The sequence below is a fragment of the Streptomyces sp. NPDC017520 genome (assembly GCF_044329855.1).
GTDB lineage: Bacteria > Actinomycetota > Actinomycetes > Streptomycetales > Streptomycetaceae > Streptomyces.
Genome location: NZ_JBIRKB010000003.1, coordinates 609,877 through 627,474 on the forward strand (window position 1 = coordinate 609,877; position 17,598 = coordinate 627,474).

Sequence of the window (17,598 nt, forward strand, 5' to 3'; positions counted from 1 at the left end):
CGGACACAGGGGCCCGGGGCGGACACAGGGGCCCGGGGCGGACACAGGGGCCCGGGGCGGACACAGGGGCCCCGGGGCGGACACAGGGACCCGTGAACGGGCAGGCGCACCGCGCCCTACCGCACGTCCCGTGACGTCATCCCGGTCTCCCGCAACGTCAGGTTCAACCGGCCGGCCCGCAGCCCCGCTGCCGGGTCGGCCGGCCCCGCGTACACCTTCGGCACCCCGTGGAACGCGAAACGCGACGGGCCGCCGAAGACGAACAGATCCCCGGACGCCAACTCCACATCCGTGTAGGGTCGCCCGCGTCCCTCCGTGTTCCCGAAGCGGAACACACACCTCGCCCCGATGCTCAACGACACCACAGGAGCGCTCGACCGCTCCTCCTTGTCCTGATGCATTCCCATCCGCGCGGTGTCGTCGTAGAAGTTGATCAGCGCGGTATCCGGTGCGAACGCCTCCGCCGCATCCTCGTCCCCGTACGCCTCGGCCACCGCCGCCCGCCCCAGGTCGCCCAGCCAGCCCGGGAACGCGGCCACCCGGGCGCCGTTCACGTCGTCAGCCGTACGGGCGTACCGGTACGGCTGCCAGTGCCACCCCAGGCACACCGTCCGCACCGACATCACCCCACCGCCCGGCAGCACCGTGTGCCGCAACGGGACCGGCCCCGACGCCCACTGACGGCACGCCGCGACCAACTCCGCCCGCCGCTCCACCGACAGCCACTCCGGAACATGGACGGCCCCGGGCGCGACCACCCTCCGCTCCCGCCGGAACAGGCCGTCCGAGGACGGCGGAAGCCCTGGCGCCACGGCTCAGCCCGCCCCGCCCTCGATCCCCAGCAGCAGCTTCTTCCGCTCCAGCCCGCCCGCGTACCCCCGCAGCGCCCCATCCGCCCCGATCACCCGGTGACACGGCCGCACGACCAGCAACGGATTGCGCCCGATCGCCGTGCCCACCGCCCGCACCCCGGCACCCGATGCCCCGACCAGCGCCGCGACCTCCCCGTACGACACCGTGTTCCCGTACGGGATCGACTCCAGCACCGCCCAGACCCGCCGCTGGAACTCCGTGCCCGTTCCCTCCGCCAGCGGTACGTCGAACCGTGTCGAGCGCCCGGCGAAGTACGCCTCCAACTGACGGGCGACCTCCGCGAACGCCTCGGGAGCGTGCAGCCAGCCGTCCTGGACGACCGTGCCGCCCTTCTGACCGGGCATCGACAATGAGCGCAGCCGGACGCCCGCCGCCTCGGCCGTCCCAGCCGCATCCGGCCCGTCCGCCCCCGTCTCGCCGACCAGCAGCAGCTCGCCCAGCGGGCTCTCCACCCGTGTGTACACCGTCGTCGTCATGCCTTCTCACTTCCCGAGTCGGTACGGCCAGTCTGCGCCCGCTCACCGCACCCCACCGGCGGTATTCGGACATCACACCCGGGGCCCGGCATACAAGAGGCACGCCGTCGAGGTCGGCCTCGGCGGTGTGCCCCCGTAGTGCTCAGCTCAACTCAGCTCAACTCTGCTCAGCTCAGTTCTGCTCAGTTCTGCTCAAGCGATCCGGCAACGCCCGTACGGATCGAAGCGGTTGATCACCGGTAGTTCACGAACTGCACCGCGAAGTCGAAGTCCTGCCCCTTCAGCAGCGCCTGCACGGCCTGGAGGTCGTCCCGGCTCTTCGAGCTGACCCGCAGCTCGTCACCCTGGACCTGCGCCTTGACGCCCTTCGGGCCTTCGTCGCGGATGATCTTCGCCACCTTCTTGGCGTTGTCCTGGGAGATGCCCTCCTCGATCGTGGCGAAGATCTTGTACTCCTTGCCGGAGAGCTGCGGCTCGCCGGCGTCCAGCGACTTCAGCGAGATACCGCGCTTGATCAGCTTGGACTGGAAGATGTCGAGGATCGCCTTGACGCGCTCCTCGCCGTTCGCCTCCATCAGAATCTTCTCGCCCGACCACGAGATCGAGGCGCCCGTGCCCTTGAAGTCGTAACGCTGGGAGATCTCCTTGGCGGCCTGGTTGAGGGCGTTGTCGACCTCCTGCCGCTCGACCTTCGAGACGATGTCGAAACTGGAGTCGGCCATGACGTGTGGCTCCTTGCGTCGAATGCTGTGGATACAGCGCAAGCCTAGCCACCGCCGTCCCCTCCGGCCGCTGATCAATCAGGTGGCGGAGCACCCCTGACCATCAGGTATCGTTTACGTCGTCGCCAAGGAACTCACCACGAGATCCAACGCGTCGTTCGAGGCGGTGTGCCCGAGTGGCCAAAGGGAGCAGACTGTAAATCTGCCGGCTCAGCCTACCCAGGTTCGAACCCTGGCGCCGCCACGCGAACGAAGCCCCCGACCGGTTCTTCCGGTCGGGGGCTTCCTCGTTGTCAGGCCGCGGAGTTCCCGTCAGGAGGTCTCCGCCGCGGATCAGTTGCCCGCGACGTCCTTCACGGCCACCGTCACCGGCACGTTCCCGGAGATCGCCTCAAGGGTGAGGCCCGCCGTCGCCGGGGTGTCCAGCAGCTCCAGCAGTGTGGCCGCCACGTCGTCGCGAGGGATCGGGCCGCGGCCCGTCGAGGCGGCCAGGACGACCTGCCCGGTGCCCGCGTCGTCGGTCAGCATGCCGGGGCGCAGAATCGTCCAGTCCAGCGCGGTGCGGGAGCGTACGTCGGCGTCGGCGGCGCCCTTGGCCCGCAGATACACGTCGAAGACCTCGTCGCCCGGGTGGTCCGGGTCGGCGCCCATCGAGGAGACGACGAGATAGCGGCGGACGCCCGCCGCCTCGGCCGCGTCGGCGAACAGCACGGCCGCGTCGCGGTCGACGGTGTCCTTCCGGGCGACACCGCTGTTCGGCCCCGCGCCCGCGGCGAAGACGGCCGCGTCCGCGCCGCGCAGCACCTCCGCGGCCTGCTCCACGGTGGCCGATTCGAGGTCCAGCACGGCGGGACGGGCGCCGGCTTCGACCAGGTCCTGACTCTGTTGAGGGTTGCGGATGATCCCTACGGCCTCATCCCCGCGCGCGGCGAGCAACCGCTCCAGCCGCAGTGCGATCTGTCCGTGTCCACCTGCGATGACAATGCGCATACCACCGACCGTACGCCCGGGAACCTGGTCGCGCTCAGTTCCTCGGGCCGGCGCCGGAGTCGGGCCGCCCCTGCCGCGGGAGCCCGCCGAGCCCCGTGGCGGCGTCCCCATCGGAGTCGCAGTACTCGCGCACGGCGCTGGTGCGGGCGACGACCCGGCCGCCGTGGACGACGACGCGGCTGTAGGCGAGGGAGAGCACCGCGGAGAGCCGTTCGCCGCGTACGGCGAGGAGTTCGGCCGGGAAGCCCGCCTCGACGCGGACGTCGGGCAGGCCGAGGGCCGCGCGGGCGGCCGTGGAGACCAGCGCGTACGCCTCTTCGGCGCGGAGCCCCGCCTGTGAGGCGAGGAGGTAGGCGGCTTCGAGCGGATCGCCGCGACCGACCGGGTTGGCCGTGTCACGCAGCGCACCGCTGCCCGCCGCGACGCGCACGCCGGCGGAGCGCAGCAGGCGTACGGGGGCGGTCGTACGGCGCTCCGCGCCGGCGCAGCCGCCCTGGGGCAGGCAGACCACGGTGATCCCGGCGGCGGCGAGCTGGTCGGCGGCCCGGGCCGCGGCCTCCAGGGGCAGGTGGGCCAGGCCGCCGCAGGGGCCGAGGGTGACGCCGGGGCGCAGACCGGCGGCCATCGCGGCGAGCCGGGCCAGGCGGGCGGGGTCGTCGCCGTCGGTGTGCAGGTCCACGGGGCAGCCGTGCTCGGCCGCGATCTCCAGGACGGCCTCGGTGTACCCCGTGGGGTCCGGGTCGAGGTCGGGGCAGCCGCCGACGACGGCCGCGCCCATCTTCACCGCGTCCCGGAGCATCGCCAGGCTGTCCGCCCCGGCGACGCCGGTGAGGAGCCGGGGGACCGCGACGGGCATGACGTCGGCGAGGCCACGCAGGGCGCGCCGGGTCTGCAGGACGGCTTCGAGCGGGGCGAGGCCCTGGACGTCGCCGACCCGGACGTGGGTGCGCAGGACGGTGGCGCCGTGGCCGAGCTGGAGGAGCGCGGCCTCGGTGGCGCGGCGCTGGATGTCCTCGGTGCGGTGGGAGGCCGGGCCGGGGCTGTCGGGGCCCGCGCCGGCGGCGGTGAGGGCGGTGTCGCTGTGGGCGTGGGGCTCGGCGGGGGCGGGGAGCAGGAGATAGCCGCGGAGGTCGATGCGGGGGCCGCGGGTGGTGAGGCTGCCCGCGGTGCCGACGGCCTCGATCCGGCTGCCGCTCAGGCGTACGTCGACGGCCCGTCCGTCGGCGAGACGGGCGCCGCCGAGGACGAGGGCGGGGGTGTCGGCGGTGGTGGCCGCGTCGGCGCTCTCGGGCGCGTTGTCGTCGGGCCGCCGTGGCTGGCTGTCAGGCATCGCGCTCCTGGGAGGGTGCAAGATCACACGGAGTGACCACACCCTAGGGGCGTGCGGGGGCGGCGTCCGGGAGGAGCGGAATAGTCGTACCGGTGCGCCTGCGCAGGCCGCCGGCCGGGTCCGTTCCCGAGGTGGGCGCGGCCTGGATCAAGGCCTGATCAGGGGGTGTGGGCGGCCCCGGACGGAGGGTCGGAGAGGGCGGCACAAACGGATTTGGGCAACCGGCGGGGGACCGTGTAATGTCTTCATCGCTCGCCCCAATAGCTCAGTCGGTAGAGCGTCTCCATGGTAAGGAGAAGGTCTGCGGTTCGATTCCGCATTGGGGCTCTGGTGATCGGGAACCCCCGCTTCGGCGGGGGGACTCATCATCAAAGCGGTGTAGCTCAGTCGGTAGAGCAAGCGGCTCATAATCGCTGTGTCACCGGTTCAAGTCCGGTCACCGCTACTAACGGTAGCCGATTGCTGGGTCGGTCCTTCGATCGGCTACCCTTTTATGCGTTCATCCGTCCACCGTCCGTCCAAGGAGCACTCACGTGGCTGCCACCGACGTCCGCCCGAAGATCACGCTGGCCTGCGTGGAGTGCAAGGAGCGGAACTACATCACCAAGAAGAACCGGCGTAACAACCCGGACCGTCTTGAGATGAAGAAGCACTGCCCGCGCTGCAACTCGCACACCGCGCACCGCGAAACGCGCTGAATCAGGCTCGTACACGAGGCCGTCCCCTCCTGGGGGCGGCCTCGTGTCGTTGTACGGGGTCGTTCCCGCACAGGGGCGTGCCCTTATTCGTCTTTCACCAGGTTTCTCAGGAGGTAGCGAGCCCATGGCGCTCGACCAGTCCTTCGTGGGGCGGACCTATCCGCCCACTCCGGCGTACGAGGTCGGCCGGGAGAAGATCCGCGAGTTCGCCGAGGCGGTGGGCGACACCCATCCGGCGTACGTCGACGCGGAGGCCGCCCGTGCGCTCGGTCACGCCGATGTGATCGCGCCGCCCACGTTCGCCTTCTCGATCACCTACCGGGCTGCCGGGGAGGTGGTGCGGGACCCGCAGCTGGGCCTGGACTACAGCCGGGTCGTCCACGGCGACCAGAAGTTCAGTTACGTGCGTCCGGTACGGGCGGGGGACCGGCTGACGGTCACGTCCACGATCGAGGCCATCAAGTCCCTCGCCGGCAACGACATCCTGGACGTCCGCGGGGATGTGCGCGACGAGGCCGGTGAACTGGTGGTCACGACGTTGATGAAGCTGGTGGCACGCGCCGCCGAGGAGGCGTGATGACGGCGAAGGTCTCTTACGGAGCGGTCGAGGTCGGTACGGAGCTGCCGGCGCGGTCGTTCCCGGTGACGCGGGCCACGCTCGTGCAGTACGCGGGCGCCTCGGGCGACTTCAACCCGATCCACTGGAACGAGAAGTTCGCGCGCGAGGTCGGGCTGCCGGATGTGATCGCTCACGGCATGTTCACGATGGCCGAGGCGATCCGGGTGGTCACGGACTGGGCCGGCGACCCGGGCGCGGTCGTCGACTACGGGGTGCGCTTCACGAAGCCGGTCGTCGTGCCCAACGACGACAAGGGCGCGCTGATCGAGGTCAGCGGCAAGGTCGCGGCGAAGCTGGACGACAACCTGGTCCGGGTGGACCTGGTCGCCCTGTGCGACGGCAAGAAGGTGCTGGGGATGTCCAGGGCCGTGGTCCGGCTCGCCTGAGGTGTACCGGCGCGATGGCCGGAGGTGAGGGGCGGTCCTCCCGCGGAGGGGTGCCCCTCACGCGTGGGCGGTCCTCCCGCGGAGGGGTGCCCCTCACTTGTGCTCGATCCCGCGAGGCGCTTGCAGGGTTGGTTATTGAGCGATAACTTACTTCCATGGCAAGGATGAGTGCGGAGGAGCGGCGCGAGAGCGTCGTCCGGGCGGCGGTCACCGAGTTCGCCCGCGGTGGTTACAAGGGGACGTCCACCGAGGTGATCGCCCGGCGGGTCGGCGTCTCGCAGCCGTATCTCTTCCGGCTCTTCCCCAACAAGCAGGCCATCTTCATCGCCGCCGCCGAACGCTGCCTGGAGGACACCCGTGCGGTCTTCGTGACGGCATCCGAGGGGCTGGAGGGGCAGGAGGCCCTGCACGCCATGGCCAGGGCGTACCAGCGGCTGATCGTCCACGACGGCGAGAAGCTGATGATGCAGATGCAGACGTACGCGGCCGTCGCCGCCGCAGAGGCCGCCGGGGACCACGAGTTCGGCGAAACCCTGCGGGCGGCCTGGGCGCGGATGAGGGACGACGTCCACATCGCGCTCGGGGCCGATGAGAGCGAGACGACGACGTTCCTGGCGTTCGGCATGCTCGTCAACACCCTCGCCTCGCTGGGCTTCCCGGCTGATCATCGCGCCTGGTCGGGATTCTACGACTCGGCTCTGCCCGTCGAGTGAACAAGCGCGGGCCGGGCCCGGCCCGGTTTTCTGTCCAACGAAGTTAGTCATCAATTACTAACAAGCAGGGGGAGAAGTGAACGCACAGCACGACACGACCGGCCGCGGGGGAGCGGTCTGGGTCCTGGTCATCACGAGCGTCGCCGGATTCATGGCGGCCCTCGACAACCTCGTCGTCGCGACGGCCCTCCCTTCCATCCGCGCGAGCCTCGGCGGCGGCCTGGAGGACCTGGAGTGGACGGTGAACGCGTACACCCTGACCTTCGCCGTGCTGCTCATGCTCGGAGCCGCGCTCGGGGACCGGTTCGGCAGACGGCGGCTGTTCATGGCCGGACTCGCCGTCTTCACGGCCGCCTCCGCCGCGGCCGCCCTCTCCCCGGGCATCGGCGAACTCATCGCCTTCCGGGCGGTCCAGGGCGTGGGGGCGGCGATCATGATGCCGTTGACGCTCACCCTGATCGGCGCCGCCCTCCCGCCCGAGCGGCGGGGAGCGGCGCTGGGCGTCTTCGGGGCGGTGACCGGGGTGGCGGTCGCCAGCGGTCCGCTGATCGGCGGCGCGCTCACCGAGCACATCTCCTGGCAGTGGATCTTCTGGCTGAACGTGCCGATAGGTCTCGTGCTGCTGCCGCTGGCCCGGCTGCGGCTCGCCGAGTCCCGCGCGCCGAAGGCGCCCCTGGACATCCGCGGGACCGTCCTGGTCAGCGCGGGCCTCTTCGGCATCGTCTACGCCCTGGTCAACACCGCGAGCCACGGATGGACCGATCCCGTCGTCCTGACCGGGCTGATCGCGGGCACGGCGCTGCTCGCCCTGTTCGTCCGCCACGGCATCCGGGCGGAGAACCCGATGCTGCCGATGCGGCTGTTCCGCAGCCGGGCCTACCTCGGGATCAACGCAGCGAGCCTGCTGATGTTCCTCGGGATGTTCGGATCGATCTTCCTGCTCAGCCAGTTCCTCCAGAACGGCCTCGGGCACTCGCCCACCGAGGCCGGGCTGCGGATGCTGCCCTGGACGGGGATGCCGATCCTCGTGGCGCCCTTCGCCGGGTATCTCTCCGACCGCTTCGGGGGCCGCCCGGTGGTGGTCACCGGGCTCGCGCTCCAGGCCGTCGGGCTCTCCCTGTTCGCCCTGATCATCGAGCCCGGGGTGAGCTACACCGCCCAGCTTCCCGCCCTGATCATGGGTGGGGTCGGCATGGCCATGTACTTCGCGCCCGCCGCGAGCCTGGTGCTCTCCAGCGTCCGGCCGGGGGAACAGGGCATCGCCTCCGGAGCCAACAACGCGCTGCGGGAGGTCGGCGGGGCGCTCGGGGTCGCGGTGCTCGCCGCCGTCTTCGCCGCGCAGGGCGGTTACGGCTCACCGCGGCTGTTCGCGGACGGGACGGTACCCGCCATCTGGATGGGGGCCGGCGCGGTGGCCCTGGGCGCACTCGTCGCCCTCCTGATCCCGGGTCGCCGCAGCGCCGGCCGACCCGCCCCGGAACCGGTGGACCGAGGCGCCGTGGACCCGGAGCCGGTGGCCGCCTGAGCCGCCTCGGGCGGGTCCGACGGATGGTGACAGGGCCCGCCGGACCCGCCCCGGCCCCCGGGCACGGCCCGTGGCCCCGCACGAGCGGCGGGGGCGCGGACCGTACTCTTGTCCCCGTGCAGGAACTCCACGACGCCCCCCTCGCCCCCCTGACCACCTTCCGGCTCGGCGGTCCCGCCGCCCGGCTGCTGACCGCCACGACCGACGCCGAGGTGATCGCCGCCGTGCGCGAGGCCGACGCGGGCGGCATCCCGCTGCTGGTGATCGGCGGCGGCTCCAACCTGGTCATCGGGGACAAGGGCTTCGACGGCACCGCCCTGCGGATCGCCACGAAGGGCTTCGCGCTCTCGGGTACGTCGCTGGAGCTGGCGGCCGGCGAGGTGTGGACCGACGCCGTCGCCCGGACCGTCGAGGCGGGCCTCGCGGGCATCGAGTGCCTGGCCGGCATCCCCGGATCCGCGGGCGCGACGCCCATCCAGAACGTCGGCGCGTACGGACAGGAGGTGTCCACCACGATCACGGAGGTCGTCGCCTACGACCGGCGCACCGAGGAGACGGTGACGATTCCGAACGCCGAGTGCGCGTTCTCGTACCGTCACAGCCGCTTCAAGGCCGAACCCGACCGCTTCGTGGTGCTGCGTGTCCGATTCGAGCTGGAAGAGGCGGCCGGACTCTCCGCGCCCCTGAAGTACCCCGAAACGGCCAGGGCCATGGGCGTCGAGCAGGGCGAACGCGTCCCGCTGACGGCCGCCCGCGAGACCGTGCTGGGGCTGCGCGCCGGCAAGGGCATGGTGCTGGACCCGGAGGACCACGACACCTGGTCGGCGGGGTCCTTCTTCACCAACCCGATCCTCGAACCGGCCGCGTTCCAGGACTTCCTCACCCGGGTCGGCGAGCGCCTCGGCCCGGACGCGACCCCTCCGGCCTTCCCCGCCGAGGACGGACGCACCAAGACCTCGGCGGCCTGGCTGATCGACCGGGCCGGATTCACCAAGGGCTACGGCAGCGGCCCCGCCCGGATCTCCACCAAGCACACCCTCGCCCTCACCAACCGGGGCGCTGCCACCACCGAGGACCTGCTCGCGCTGGCCCGCGAGGTGGTCGCCGGGGTGCACGCGGCCTTCGGCGTCACCCTGGTCAACGAACCGGTGACGGTCGGCGTCAGCCTGTAGGAGACGCCGGCCGGAGGAGAAGAGGCGTCGGCCCGCCGGGAACGTACGGGGTCAGTACGCGACGCCCACGCCCTGCTTCACGGCCGCCGGATCCTCCGCCAACGCGAGCATCGCGTGGGCCGCGTCGGCCCGGGAGATGGACCGGCTGCTGCGCGGCGTACCGCCCACGACCTGCCGGTAGACGCCCGTGAGCGGCCCGTCCGTCAGCTTCGGCGGCCGCACCGCCGTCCAGTCCGTCGCACTACGGGCCAACGCCGCCTCCATCCGGGCGAGATCGGCGTACAGCTCCGCCAGGACCGCGCCGACCGCCTTGCGCATCAGCCGGTCCACCAGGGGATCGCCCGCCGGCTCCGGCCCCACGGGCACCGCGCTGACCACCACCAGCCGCCGGACGCCCTCGGCCTCCATCGCCGTCAGGATCCGCCCGGTCAGCCGTTCGGCGACGCCGTTCGCCTTCCGGCCGCGCGAGCCCAGCCCCGACAGGACCGCGTCCCGCCCCGCCACCGCCGCCCGCACCGCCGCCGGATCGTCCAGCCGGACGACTGCGTGCGGCGCCGCGCGCTCCAGCGGCTCCGGGAGCCGGTCCGGGTCGCGGACCACGACCGTCACCTCGTGGCCCGCCGCGCGTGCCTGCCCGACGATCTCCTGACCGACGCCGCCGGTCGCCCCGAACACGGTGATTCTCATAGCGCTCCCAGTGGGTGAGTGTTCACTAACCTCTAGGGTGGGTGGCTCCCCACCCGGACGTCAAGATCTCCGGGTCACGGCCTGTTGGAGCACGCATGGACCAGAAGCCCGCCCGCGTCCGGATCGTCGACGCGGCGCACGAGCTGATGCTCTCCATCGGCCTCGCCCGGACCACGACCAAGGAGATCGCCAGGGCGGCCGGCTGCTCGGAGGCGGCGCTCTACAAGTACTTCTCCGGCAAGGAGGAGCTGTTCGTCACCGTGCTCGCGGAGCGGCTGCCCCGGCTCGGGGACCTCCTCGGAGACCTGCGCGCGGGCGAGGGCAGCGTCGAGGGCAACCTCACCGAGATCGCCCGGGTGGCCGCGCTGTTCTACGAGCAGACCTTCCCCATGGCCGCGTCCCTGTACGCCGAACCTCAGCTCAAGCGCCGTCACGAGGAGGGCGTGGGAGGGCTCGAAGCCGGGCCACACCTGCCGATCCGGCAGCTGGACGCCTATCTGCGCGCCGAACAGGACGCGGGCCGGGTCCGGGCCGAAGCGGACACCTACGCCGCCGCCTCGCTGCTGCTGGGCGCCTGCGCCCAGCGGGCCTTCGCCTACGCCGCGCTCCCCGGCGGCAGGCCCCCGCAGCCCATGGGCGAATTCGCCGCCTCCCTGGCCCGCACGCTGCTGGGCGGGATCAGCTAGTCAGCCAGTCGTCGATCCCGGAGAGCAGCTTCTCCGTCACGTCCACGGGGGCCGCCGATCCGCGCACCGACTGGCGGGCCAGCTCGGCCAGCTCCTCGTCGGTGAAGCCGTGGTGGCGGCGCACCAGCTCGTACTGGGCGGCCAGCCGGGAGCCGAACAGCAGCGGGTCGTCCGCACCCAGCGCCATGGGGACGCCCGCGTCGAACAGAGTGCGCAGGGGGACGTCGGCGGGCTTCTCGTAGACGCCGAGCGCCACATTGGACGACGGGCAGACCTCGCAGGTGACCCCGCGCTCGGCGAGCTTGCGCAGCAGCCGGGGGTCCTCGGCGGCCCGGACCCCGTGCCCGATGCGCGAGGCGTCCAGGTCGTCGAGGCAGTCGCGCACGCTGGAGGGCCCGGCGAGCTCCCCGCCGTGCGGAGCCGCCAGCAGGCCGCCCTCGCGGGCGATCGCGAAGGCCCGGTCGAAGTCGCGGGCCATTCCGCGCCGCTCGTCGTTGGAGAGCCCGAAGCCGACGACGCCCCGGTCCGCGTAACGGACGGCGAGCCGGGCCAGGGTGCGGGCGTCCAGCGGGTGCTTCATCCGGTTGGCGGCGATCACCACGCGCATGCCCAGACCGGTGTCCCGGGCGGCGCTGTCCACGGCGTCGAGAATGATCTCGATGGCCGGGATCAGCCCGCCGAGCAGCGGGGCGTACGAGGTGGGGTCGACCTGGATCTCCAGCCAGCCGGAGCCGTCCGCGACGTCCTCCTGGGCGCTCTCGCGCACCAGGCGGTGAATGTCCTCGGGGGACCGCAGACACGACCGGGCGATGTCGTAGAGCCGCTGGAAACGGAACCAGCCGCGCTCGTCGGTCGCCCGCAGCTTGGGCGGTTCGCCGCCGGTCAGGGCGTCGGGGAGATGGACCCCGTACTTGTCGGCGAGTTCGAGCAGGGTGGTTGGCCGCATCGACCCGGTGAAGTGCAGGTGCAGGTGGGCCTTGGGCAACAGACGTACATCACGCTCCATTCGTAGATCCTGCCGCACGGGCGGGCCGGAGCGGTAGCCGCTTTCCCGTTCAGGGGGGCCGCTCGAACAAAAAGCGCCCCCGGCCGGTGGAGGATTCCAGCGGCCCGGGGCGCTTTCCGTTTCGAGCGGTTACGTGACCGGTCAGGCCTTGGCCTCGCCCAGCAGCTTCTGGATCCGCGAGACGCCCTCGATCAGGTCCTCGTCGCCCAGGGCGTAGGACAGGCGCAGGTAGCCCGGGGTGCCGAAGGCCTCGCCGGGCACGACGGCGACCTCGGCCTCGTCCAGAATGAGCGCGGCCAGCTCGACGGTGGTGGCCGGACGCTTGCCGCGGATCTCCTTGCCGAGCAGGTCCTTCACCGCCGGGTAGGCGTAGAAGGCGCCCTCGGGCTCCGGGCAGAACACACCGTCGATCTCGTTGAGCATCCGGACGACGATCCCCCGGCGGCGGTCGAAGGCGGTGCGCATCTCGGCGACGGCGTCCAGCGGGCCGGAGACGGCCGCGAGCGCGGCGACCTGGGCGACGTTGGAGACGTTGGAGGTGGCGTGCGACTGGAGGTTGGTCGCCGCCTTCACCACGTCCTTCGGGCCGATGATCCAGCCCACCCGCCAGCCGGTCATCGCGTAGGTCTTGGCGACGCCGTTGACGACGACGCACTTGTCGCGCAGCTCGGGGACGATCGCCGGGAGCGAGGTGAAGGTGGCGTCGCCGTAGACGAGGTGCTCGTAGATCTCGTCGGTCATGACCCACAGGCCGTGCTCGACGGCCCAGCGGCCGATGGCCTCGGCGTCGGCCTCGCTGTAGACGGCGCCGGTCGGGTTGGACGGCGAGACGAACAGGACGACCTTGGTCTTCTCGGTGCGCGCGGCCTCCAGCTGTTCGACGGAGACCCGGTAGCCGGTGGTCTCGTCGGCGACGACCTCGACCGGGACGCCGCCGGCGAGCCGGATCGACTCGGGGTAGGTGGTCCAGTACGGGGCGGGGACGATGACCTCGTCACCCGGGTCGAGGATCGCGGCGAAGGCCTCGTAGATGGCCTGCTTGCCACCGTTGGTCACCAGGATCTGGCTGGCGTCGACCTCGTAGCCGGAGTCGCGCAGGGTCTTCTCCGCGATGGCGGCCTTGAGCTCGGGGAGCCCGCCGGCCGGGGTGTAGCGGTGGTACTTCGGGTTGCGGCAGGCCTCGACCGCGGCGTCGACGATGTAGTCGGGCGTCGGGAAGTCGGGCTCGCCGGCCCCGAAGCCGATCACCGGGCGCCCGGCGGCCTTGAGGGCCTTGGCCTTGGCGTCGACGGCGAGGGTCGCGGACTCGGAGATCGCACCGATGCGGGCCGAAACCCGGCGCTCGGACGGTGAAGTTGCAGCGCTCATGGCCCCATGCTCCCAGACCGCGAAAGCCGTCGGCACAGGGGTTTCAGGGACCGGACAGGACCCGGACAACATGCGGTCAGGACGGGTCGGTTGCCGTCTGTTCGACGCGGCGGCCCTGAACACGTACACTCACCTGTCGTTGGCCTTCACCAGCCGCACCGTTCCTGCACCCGGTCACCGGGAAAGATGCGGTAGGTTGGTGGAAACCACAAAGGGTCGTAGCTCAATTGGTAGAGCACTGGTCTCCAAAACCAGCGGTTGGGGGTTCAAGTCCCTCCGGCCCTGCTACACACTCCTTCGCCAGGATGTGTGCGCATGTACGTACTTCATTGCACAGCCGTGCGGCTCCACCGGGCGCGGCACGGCCACGACCCGGAATCAGGTGAGTAGCGTGACGGACGCCGTGGGCTCCATCGACATGCCTGATGCTGAGGATGAAGCTCCCGAGTCGAAGAAGAAGGCTCGGAAGGGCGGCAAGCGCGGCAAGAAGGGCCCTCTGGGTCGGCTCGCGCTGTTCTACCGCCAGATCGTCGCCGAACTCCGTAAGGTTGTCTGGCCGACCCGTAGCCAGCTCACGACGTACACCTCCGTGGTGATCGTGTTCGTCGTCGTCATGATCGGTCTTGTTACCGTTCTCGACATGGGCTTCGCCCGGGTCATCAAGTACGTCTTCGGCTGATCTCGCGGAAGGCGTCCGACCCGGCGCCCCTTTCGCACGTTCCACCCTTTGTATCCAGGAAGAAGCAGCCATCGTGTCTGACCCGAACCTGAACGACGCCGTCGAGCCCGAGGCTGGCGCCTTCGAGTCCGCCAAGGACGAGCTCGACATCGTTGAGGCTGCTGACTCCGTGGACCCGGACCCGGACCAGGCCGAGGCCGCCGACCTCGCCGCGGGCGAGCCCGCCGAGCAAGCCGCCGTGAACGTGGAGGCGCAGGAGTCCGACGAGGACGACGCCGCCGAGGCGGTCGAATCCGGCGAGGACGAGGCCGCTGAGGAAGAGGCCGCCGAGGAGGAGGCCGACGACGAGAGCGCCGACGAGGAAGAGGCCGAGCCGGCCGCCCCCGTCGACCACGTCGCCGCCCTGCGCGAAGAGCTCCGCACGCTCCCCGGCGAGTGGTACGTCATCCACACGTACGCCGGTTACGAGAAGCGCGTGAAGGCCAACCTGGAGCAGCGCGCCGTCTCGCTGAACGTGGAGGAGTTCGTCTATCAGGCCGAGGTGCCTGAAGAGGAAATCGTCCAGATCAAGAACGGCGAGCGCAAGAACGTCCGGCAGAACAAGCTCCCCGGCTACGTGCTGGTGCGCATGGACCTGACGAACGAGTCCTGGGGCGTCGTGCGGAACACGCCGGGCGTCACCGGCTTCGTGGGCAACGCCTACGACCCGTACCCGCTGACCCTGGACGAGATCGTCAAGATGCTCGCCCCGGAGGCCGAGGAGAAGGCCGCCCGCGAGGCCGCCGAGGCCGAGGGCAAGCCGGCTCCGTCCCGCAAGGTCGAGGTCCAGGTGCTGGACTTCGAGGTCGGCGACTCGGTCACCGTCACGGACGGCCCCTTCGCCACGCTGCAGGCCACGATCAACGAGATCAACGCCGACTCGAAGAAGGTCAAGGGACTCGTCGAGATCTTCGGCCGCGAGACCCCGGTCGAGCTCAGCTTCGACCAGATCCAGAAGAACTAGCGCTCGCCGCCGGTTTCTGGACACATGCCTACCCAGCAGGTCAGAGGGGCTGCAAAGCCCCTCTGACCTGCTGGGTTTTTGGTCGCACAGCTATACCCGTTATCGTTGTGCGGTATGCCTCCATCCGGATGACCGGAATCGGCGGCGAAACACTCTCATAGGACCCGGAGAGAGCAATGCCTCCCAAGAAGAAGAAGGTCACGGGGCTTATCAAGCTCCAGATCAACGCCGGTGCGGCGAACCCGGCCCCGCCGGTCGGCCCCGCGCTCGGTCAGCACGGCGTCAACATCATGGAGTTCTGCAAGGCCTACAACGCCGCGACCGAGTCGCAGCGTGGCATGGTCGTGCCGGTGGAGATCACGGTCTACGAGGACCGTTCCTTCACCTTCATCACGAAGACTCCGCCGGCCGCCAAGCTGATCCTCAAGGCCGCGGGTGTGGACAAGGGCTCCGGCGAGCCGCACAAGACCAAGGTTGCCAAGCTGACGGCCGCCCAGGTCCGCGAGATCGCCACGACGAAGCTCCCCGACCTGAACGCCAATGACCTCGACGCCGCGTCGAAGATCATTGCCGGCACCGCCCGTTCCATGGGCATCACGGTCGAAGGCTGATTCAGCCCCGTAACCCCCAGTGGTAGGACCAAGCGCTGGTCCGCACCACGACTCCACACTCTGAAACCACAGGAGTAGAAGTGAAGCGCAGCAAGAACCTCCGCGCTGCGGACGCCAAGATCGACCGGGAGCGCAACTACGCCCCGCTCGAGGCCGTCCGTCTCGCCAAGGAAACGTCCACCACGAAGTTCGACGGCACCGTCGAGGTCGCCTTTGCCCTGGGTGTCGACCCGCGCAAGGCCGACCAGATGGTCCGTGGCACCGTGAACCTCCCGCACGGCACCGGCAAGACCGCCCGGGTCCTGGTCTTCGCGACCGGTGACCGTGCTGCGGCCGCGGAAGCCGCTGGAGCCGACATCGTCGGCGCCGACGAGCTCATCGACGAGGTGGCGAAGGGCCGTCTGGACTTCGACGCCGTCGTCGCGACCCCGGACCTCATGGGCAAGGTCGGCCGCCTGGGCCGCGTGCTCGGTCCGCGTGGTCTGATGCCGAACCCGAAGACCGGCACCGTCACCCCCGATGTCGTGAAGGCTGTCAACGACATCAAGGGCGGCAAGATCGAGTTCCGCGTCGACAAGCACTCGAACCTGCACTTCATCATCGGCAAGACCTCGTTCGACGAGACCAAGCTGGTGGAGAACTACGCAGCGGCGCTGGACGAGATCCTCCGTCTGAAGCCGTCCGCCGCCAAGGGCCGCTACATCAAGAAGGCCACCCTGGCCACCACGATGGGCCCCGGCATCCCGCTGGACGCCAACCGCACCCGCAACCTCCTCGTCGAGGAGGACCCGGCCGCCGTCTGAGCTTCCATGCTCACCCGGTAGCCGCGTCGTACGCGTGCACTTCTGTGAACGGGCCCCGCAACCTTTCGAGGTGCGGGGCCCGTCCTCGTATCCGTAAGGAGTCACGTCTGTCAGTGCCCTGTGCCAGTGTTGTGCGGGGGACGACGGACGACACGAGGGGTGGACGGGTACATGAGGACGAACACGGCACGACGCATGGGCACGGCTCTGGCCGCCGCGGCGGCACTGACGTCGATAGCGGCCTGTAGTGGCTCCGACGGCTCGAAGGGCTCCGGCGGCACCCAAGAGGGCAAGGCGGGCGCCGTCTCCAAGGCGAGCCCCGTGGCCGCGTTGAAGCAGGTGCAGCAGAAGACCGGCGGCGCCCAGTCGGCGAAGGTCGAGGGCACCACCGAGATGGGCACCGCCATGTCCATGAAGCAGTCCGGGTCCATCGGCTGGGCCGACGGCCTCTCGGGCGCGCTGACCATCACGTACACCGGCGGCACCATGGGCGACGCCCTGAAGCAGGCCGGCGGCGACGGATCGGTCGAGGCGCGCTATTTCAAGGACGAGTACTACGCCAACATGGGCGACGCCATGGCGGCCAACACCGGCGGCAAGCACTGGATCCGGTATTCCTACAAGGACCTCGCCGAGCTGGGCGGGGCCTCCGGCGACGTGATGAAGGACCAGATCCAGAACAGCACGCCCGAGCAGGGTGTGAAGGCGCTCCTGGCCTCCGGCGACGTGAAGAAGGTCGGTCAGGAGGACGTCCGCGGGGTCCCCGCGACGCACTACTCCGGCACGGTCGACGTGGCCGACCTGACCGCGAAGAACAGCAACCTGGACGCGGAGCAGCTGGCCGCGTTCAAGGAGCAGCTCGCCCTGGCCGGGGTGACCACCCAGACCGTCGACATCTGGGTCGACAAGAACGACCTGCTGGTGAAGAAGACCGAGCGCGGCGAGATGAAGACCGGCTCGTTCAACTCGACGCTCTTCTACAGCGACTACGGGACCGAGGTCCCCTCCGAGAAGCCGGCGGCCTCGGACACCGTGGACTTCAAGGAGATGCTCAAGCAGGGCGGCGCTACCCCGGGCAGCGCCTCCTGACACCTCCCGCAAGGGACGAACGAGGACGGATTTGCCCGTCCCGCGTCCGGTCGCGTACTCTCACCAAGAAGCCAAAGACCGCTGGTCGTCGCTGTGCCTCGTCAGAGGGACGGTGACCGAAGGTTCCGCTAGACCGGACGACCTGCGCAGGTGACTGTGGAA

General features: G+C 70.4%; 20 protein-coding genes and 4 tRNA genes. 16 read left to right on the forward strand and 8 right to left on the reverse strand.

Going from position 1 to position 17,598, the window contains the following annotated elements; translation table 11 throughout:
• Positions 1-116: 116 nt before the first annotated feature.
• From ACH4KB_RS10650 to ACH4KB_RS10660, 3 genes are all read right to left on the reverse strand, one after another.
• The gene (locus ACH4KB_RS10650; protein ID WP_398065574.1) at positions 117-758 is read right to left on the reverse strand and encodes an alpha-ketoglutarate-dependent dioxygenase AlkB family protein; all 642 of its coding nucleotides are present in this window, start codon (positions 756-758) and stop codon (positions 117-119) included.
• 57 nt (positions 759-815) lie between these two features.
• On the reverse strand, positions 816-1,349 hold the full coding sequence (locus ACH4KB_RS10655) for a methylated-DNA--[protein]-cysteine S-methyltransferase (RefSeq protein ID WP_398065576.1): 534 nt from the start codon (positions 1,347-1,349) through the stop codon (positions 816-818).
• Positions 1,350-1,582: 233 nt separating this feature from the next.
• On the reverse strand, positions 1,583-2,071 hold the full coding sequence (locus ACH4KB_RS10660; RefSeq protein WP_006126857.1) for a YajQ family cyclic di-GMP-binding protein: 489 nt from the start codon (positions 2,069-2,071) through the stop codon (positions 1,583-1,585).
• A gap of 162 nt (positions 2,072-2,233) precedes the next feature.
• On the opposite strand from ACH4KB_RS10660, the gene ACH4KB_RS10665 reads away from it, so the two are divergent.
• Positions 2,234-2,315: transfer RNA gene (locus tag ACH4KB_RS10665), tRNA-Tyr, on the forward strand.
• 89 nt (positions 2,316-2,404) lie between these two features.
• Here ACH4KB_RS10665 and ACH4KB_RS10670 read toward each other — a convergent pair.
• Positions 2,405-3,061, reverse strand: a complete 657-nt coding sequence (locus tag ACH4KB_RS10670) for an SDR family oxidoreductase (RefSeq protein WP_398065577.1) — start codon at positions 3,059-3,061, stop codon at positions 2,405-2,407.
• A 34-nt stretch (positions 3,062-3,095) separates the two neighbouring features.
• Positions 3,096-4,391, reverse strand: a complete 1,296-nt coding sequence (locus tag ACH4KB_RS10675; RefSeq protein WP_398065578.1) for an amidohydrolase family protein — start codon at positions 4,389-4,391, stop codon at positions 3,096-3,098.
• Positions 4,392-4,645: 254 nt separating this feature from the next.
• Between ACH4KB_RS10675 and ACH4KB_RS10680 the strand changes: the two genes are divergently transcribed.
• The 8 genes from ACH4KB_RS10680 (at position 4,646) to ACH4KB_RS10715 (ending at position 9,504) form a co-directional block, all read left to right on the forward strand.
• Positions 4,646-4,718, forward strand: a tRNA-Thr gene (locus tag ACH4KB_RS10680).
• 45 nt (positions 4,719-4,763) lie between these two features.
• Positions 4,764-4,836 (forward strand) — tRNA-Met (locus tag ACH4KB_RS10685).
• A gap of 88 nt (positions 4,837-4,924) precedes the next feature.
• The gene (rpmG, locus tag ACH4KB_RS10690; RefSeq protein WP_003956487.1) at positions 4,925-5,089 is read left to right on the forward strand and encodes a 50S ribosomal protein L33; all 165 of its coding nucleotides are present in this window, start codon (positions 4,925-4,927) and stop codon (positions 5,087-5,089) included.
• Between the two features lie 124 nt (positions 5,090-5,213).
• Positions 5,214-5,666 carry a MaoC family dehydratase N-terminal domain-containing protein gene (locus tag ACH4KB_RS10695; protein WP_398065580.1) on the forward strand — a complete coding sequence of 151 codons (453 nt, stop codon included), beginning with the start codon at positions 5,214-5,216 and terminating at the stop codon, positions 5,664-5,666.
• The gene (locus ACH4KB_RS10700) at positions 5,666-6,094 is read left to right on the forward strand and encodes a MaoC family dehydratase (protein ID WP_398065582.1); all 429 of its coding nucleotides are present in this window, start codon (positions 5,666-5,668) and stop codon (positions 6,092-6,094) included. Before ACH4KB_RS10695 ends, ACH4KB_RS10700 begins: the two co-directional genes overlap by 1 nt.
• 164 nt (positions 6,095-6,258) lie before the next feature.
• Complete coding sequence (locus ACH4KB_RS10705) at positions 6,259-6,807, forward strand: TetR/AcrR family transcriptional regulator (protein WP_398065643.1); 549 nt, start codon at positions 6,259-6,261, stop codon at positions 6,805-6,807.
• A gap of 76 nt (positions 6,808-6,883) precedes the next feature.
• A complete protein-coding gene (locus ACH4KB_RS10710) occupies positions 6,884-8,332 on the forward strand; it encodes a DHA2 family efflux MFS transporter permease subunit (protein ID WP_398065584.1) in 1,449 nt (482 codons plus the stop codon).
• Between the two features lie 116 nt (positions 8,333-8,448).
• Positions 8,449-9,504: a UDP-N-acetylmuramate dehydrogenase gene (locus ACH4KB_RS10715; protein WP_398065586.1), complete on the forward strand. Its 1,056-nt coding sequence runs from the start codon at positions 8,449-8,451 to the stop codon at positions 9,502-9,504.
• A gap of 51 nt (positions 9,505-9,555) precedes the next feature.
• Here the strand turns inward: ACH4KB_RS10715 and ACH4KB_RS10720 are convergent, their stop codons facing one another.
• Positions 9,556-10,191, reverse strand: coding sequence for an NAD(P)-dependent oxidoreductase (locus ACH4KB_RS10720; RefSeq protein ID WP_398065588.1), 636 nt, complete (start codon positions 10,189-10,191; stop codon positions 9,556-9,558).
• Positions 10,192-10,286: 95 nt separating this feature from the next.
• On the opposite strand from ACH4KB_RS10720, the gene ACH4KB_RS10725 reads away from it, so the two are divergent.
• Complete coding sequence (locus ACH4KB_RS10725; protein ID WP_398065589.1) at positions 10,287-10,877, forward strand: TetR/AcrR family transcriptional regulator; 591 nt, start codon at positions 10,287-10,289, stop codon at positions 10,875-10,877.
• Here ACH4KB_RS10725 and ACH4KB_RS10730 read toward each other — a convergent pair.
• Both ACH4KB_RS10730 and ACH4KB_RS10735 read right to left on the reverse strand, forming a co-directional pair.
• Positions 10,870-11,883 carry an adenosine deaminase gene (locus ACH4KB_RS10730; RefSeq protein ID WP_398065591.1) on the reverse strand — a complete coding sequence of 338 codons (1,014 nt, stop codon included), beginning with the start codon at positions 11,881-11,883 and terminating at the stop codon, positions 10,870-10,872. The genes ACH4KB_RS10725 and ACH4KB_RS10730 overlap by 8 nt on opposite strands.
• Positions 11,884-12,024: 141 nt before the next feature.
• Positions 12,025-13,251 (reverse strand): pyridoxal phosphate-dependent aminotransferase, encoded by a 1,227-nt coding sequence (locus tag ACH4KB_RS10735; protein ID WP_397919858.1) that lies wholly within the window; start codon positions 13,249-13,251, stop codon positions 12,025-12,027.
• A gap of 212 nt (positions 13,252-13,463) precedes the next feature.
• Here ACH4KB_RS10735 and ACH4KB_RS10740 point away from each other — a divergent pair.
• The 6 genes from ACH4KB_RS10740 to ACH4KB_RS10765 all read left to right on the forward strand — a co-directional run bounded on the left by ACH4KB_RS10740 (position 13,464) and on the right by ACH4KB_RS10765 (position 17,436).
• Positions 13,464-13,536, forward strand: a tRNA-Trp gene (locus ACH4KB_RS10740).
• A 106-nt stretch (positions 13,537-13,642) separates the two neighbouring features.
• Entirely contained in the window at positions 13,643-13,930 is a 288-nt protein-coding gene (gene secE, locus ACH4KB_RS10745; protein WP_215107274.1) for a preprotein translocase subunit SecE, read from the forward strand.
• A gap of 73 nt (positions 13,931-14,003) precedes the next feature.
• A complete protein-coding gene (gene nusG, locus ACH4KB_RS10750; RefSeq protein WP_398065594.1) occupies positions 14,004-14,933 on the forward strand; it encodes a transcription termination/antitermination protein NusG in 930 nt (309 codons plus the stop codon).
• 176 nt (positions 14,934-15,109) lie between these two features.
• Positions 15,110-15,544, forward strand: coding sequence for a 50S ribosomal protein L11 (rplK, locus tag ACH4KB_RS10755; RefSeq protein ID WP_010058817.1), 435 nt, complete (start codon positions 15,110-15,112; stop codon positions 15,542-15,544).
• A gap of 80 nt (positions 15,545-15,624) precedes the next feature.
• The gene (gene rplA, locus ACH4KB_RS10760) at positions 15,625-16,347 is read left to right on the forward strand and encodes a 50S ribosomal protein L1 (protein WP_018960179.1); all 723 of its coding nucleotides are present in this window, start codon (positions 15,625-15,627) and stop codon (positions 16,345-16,347) included.
• A gap of 171 nt (positions 16,348-16,518) precedes the next feature.
• Positions 16,519-17,436, forward strand: a complete 918-nt coding sequence (locus ACH4KB_RS10765; protein WP_398065596.1) for a hypothetical protein — start codon at positions 16,519-16,521, stop codon at positions 17,434-17,436.
• Positions 17,437-17,598: the final 162 nt, after the last annotated feature.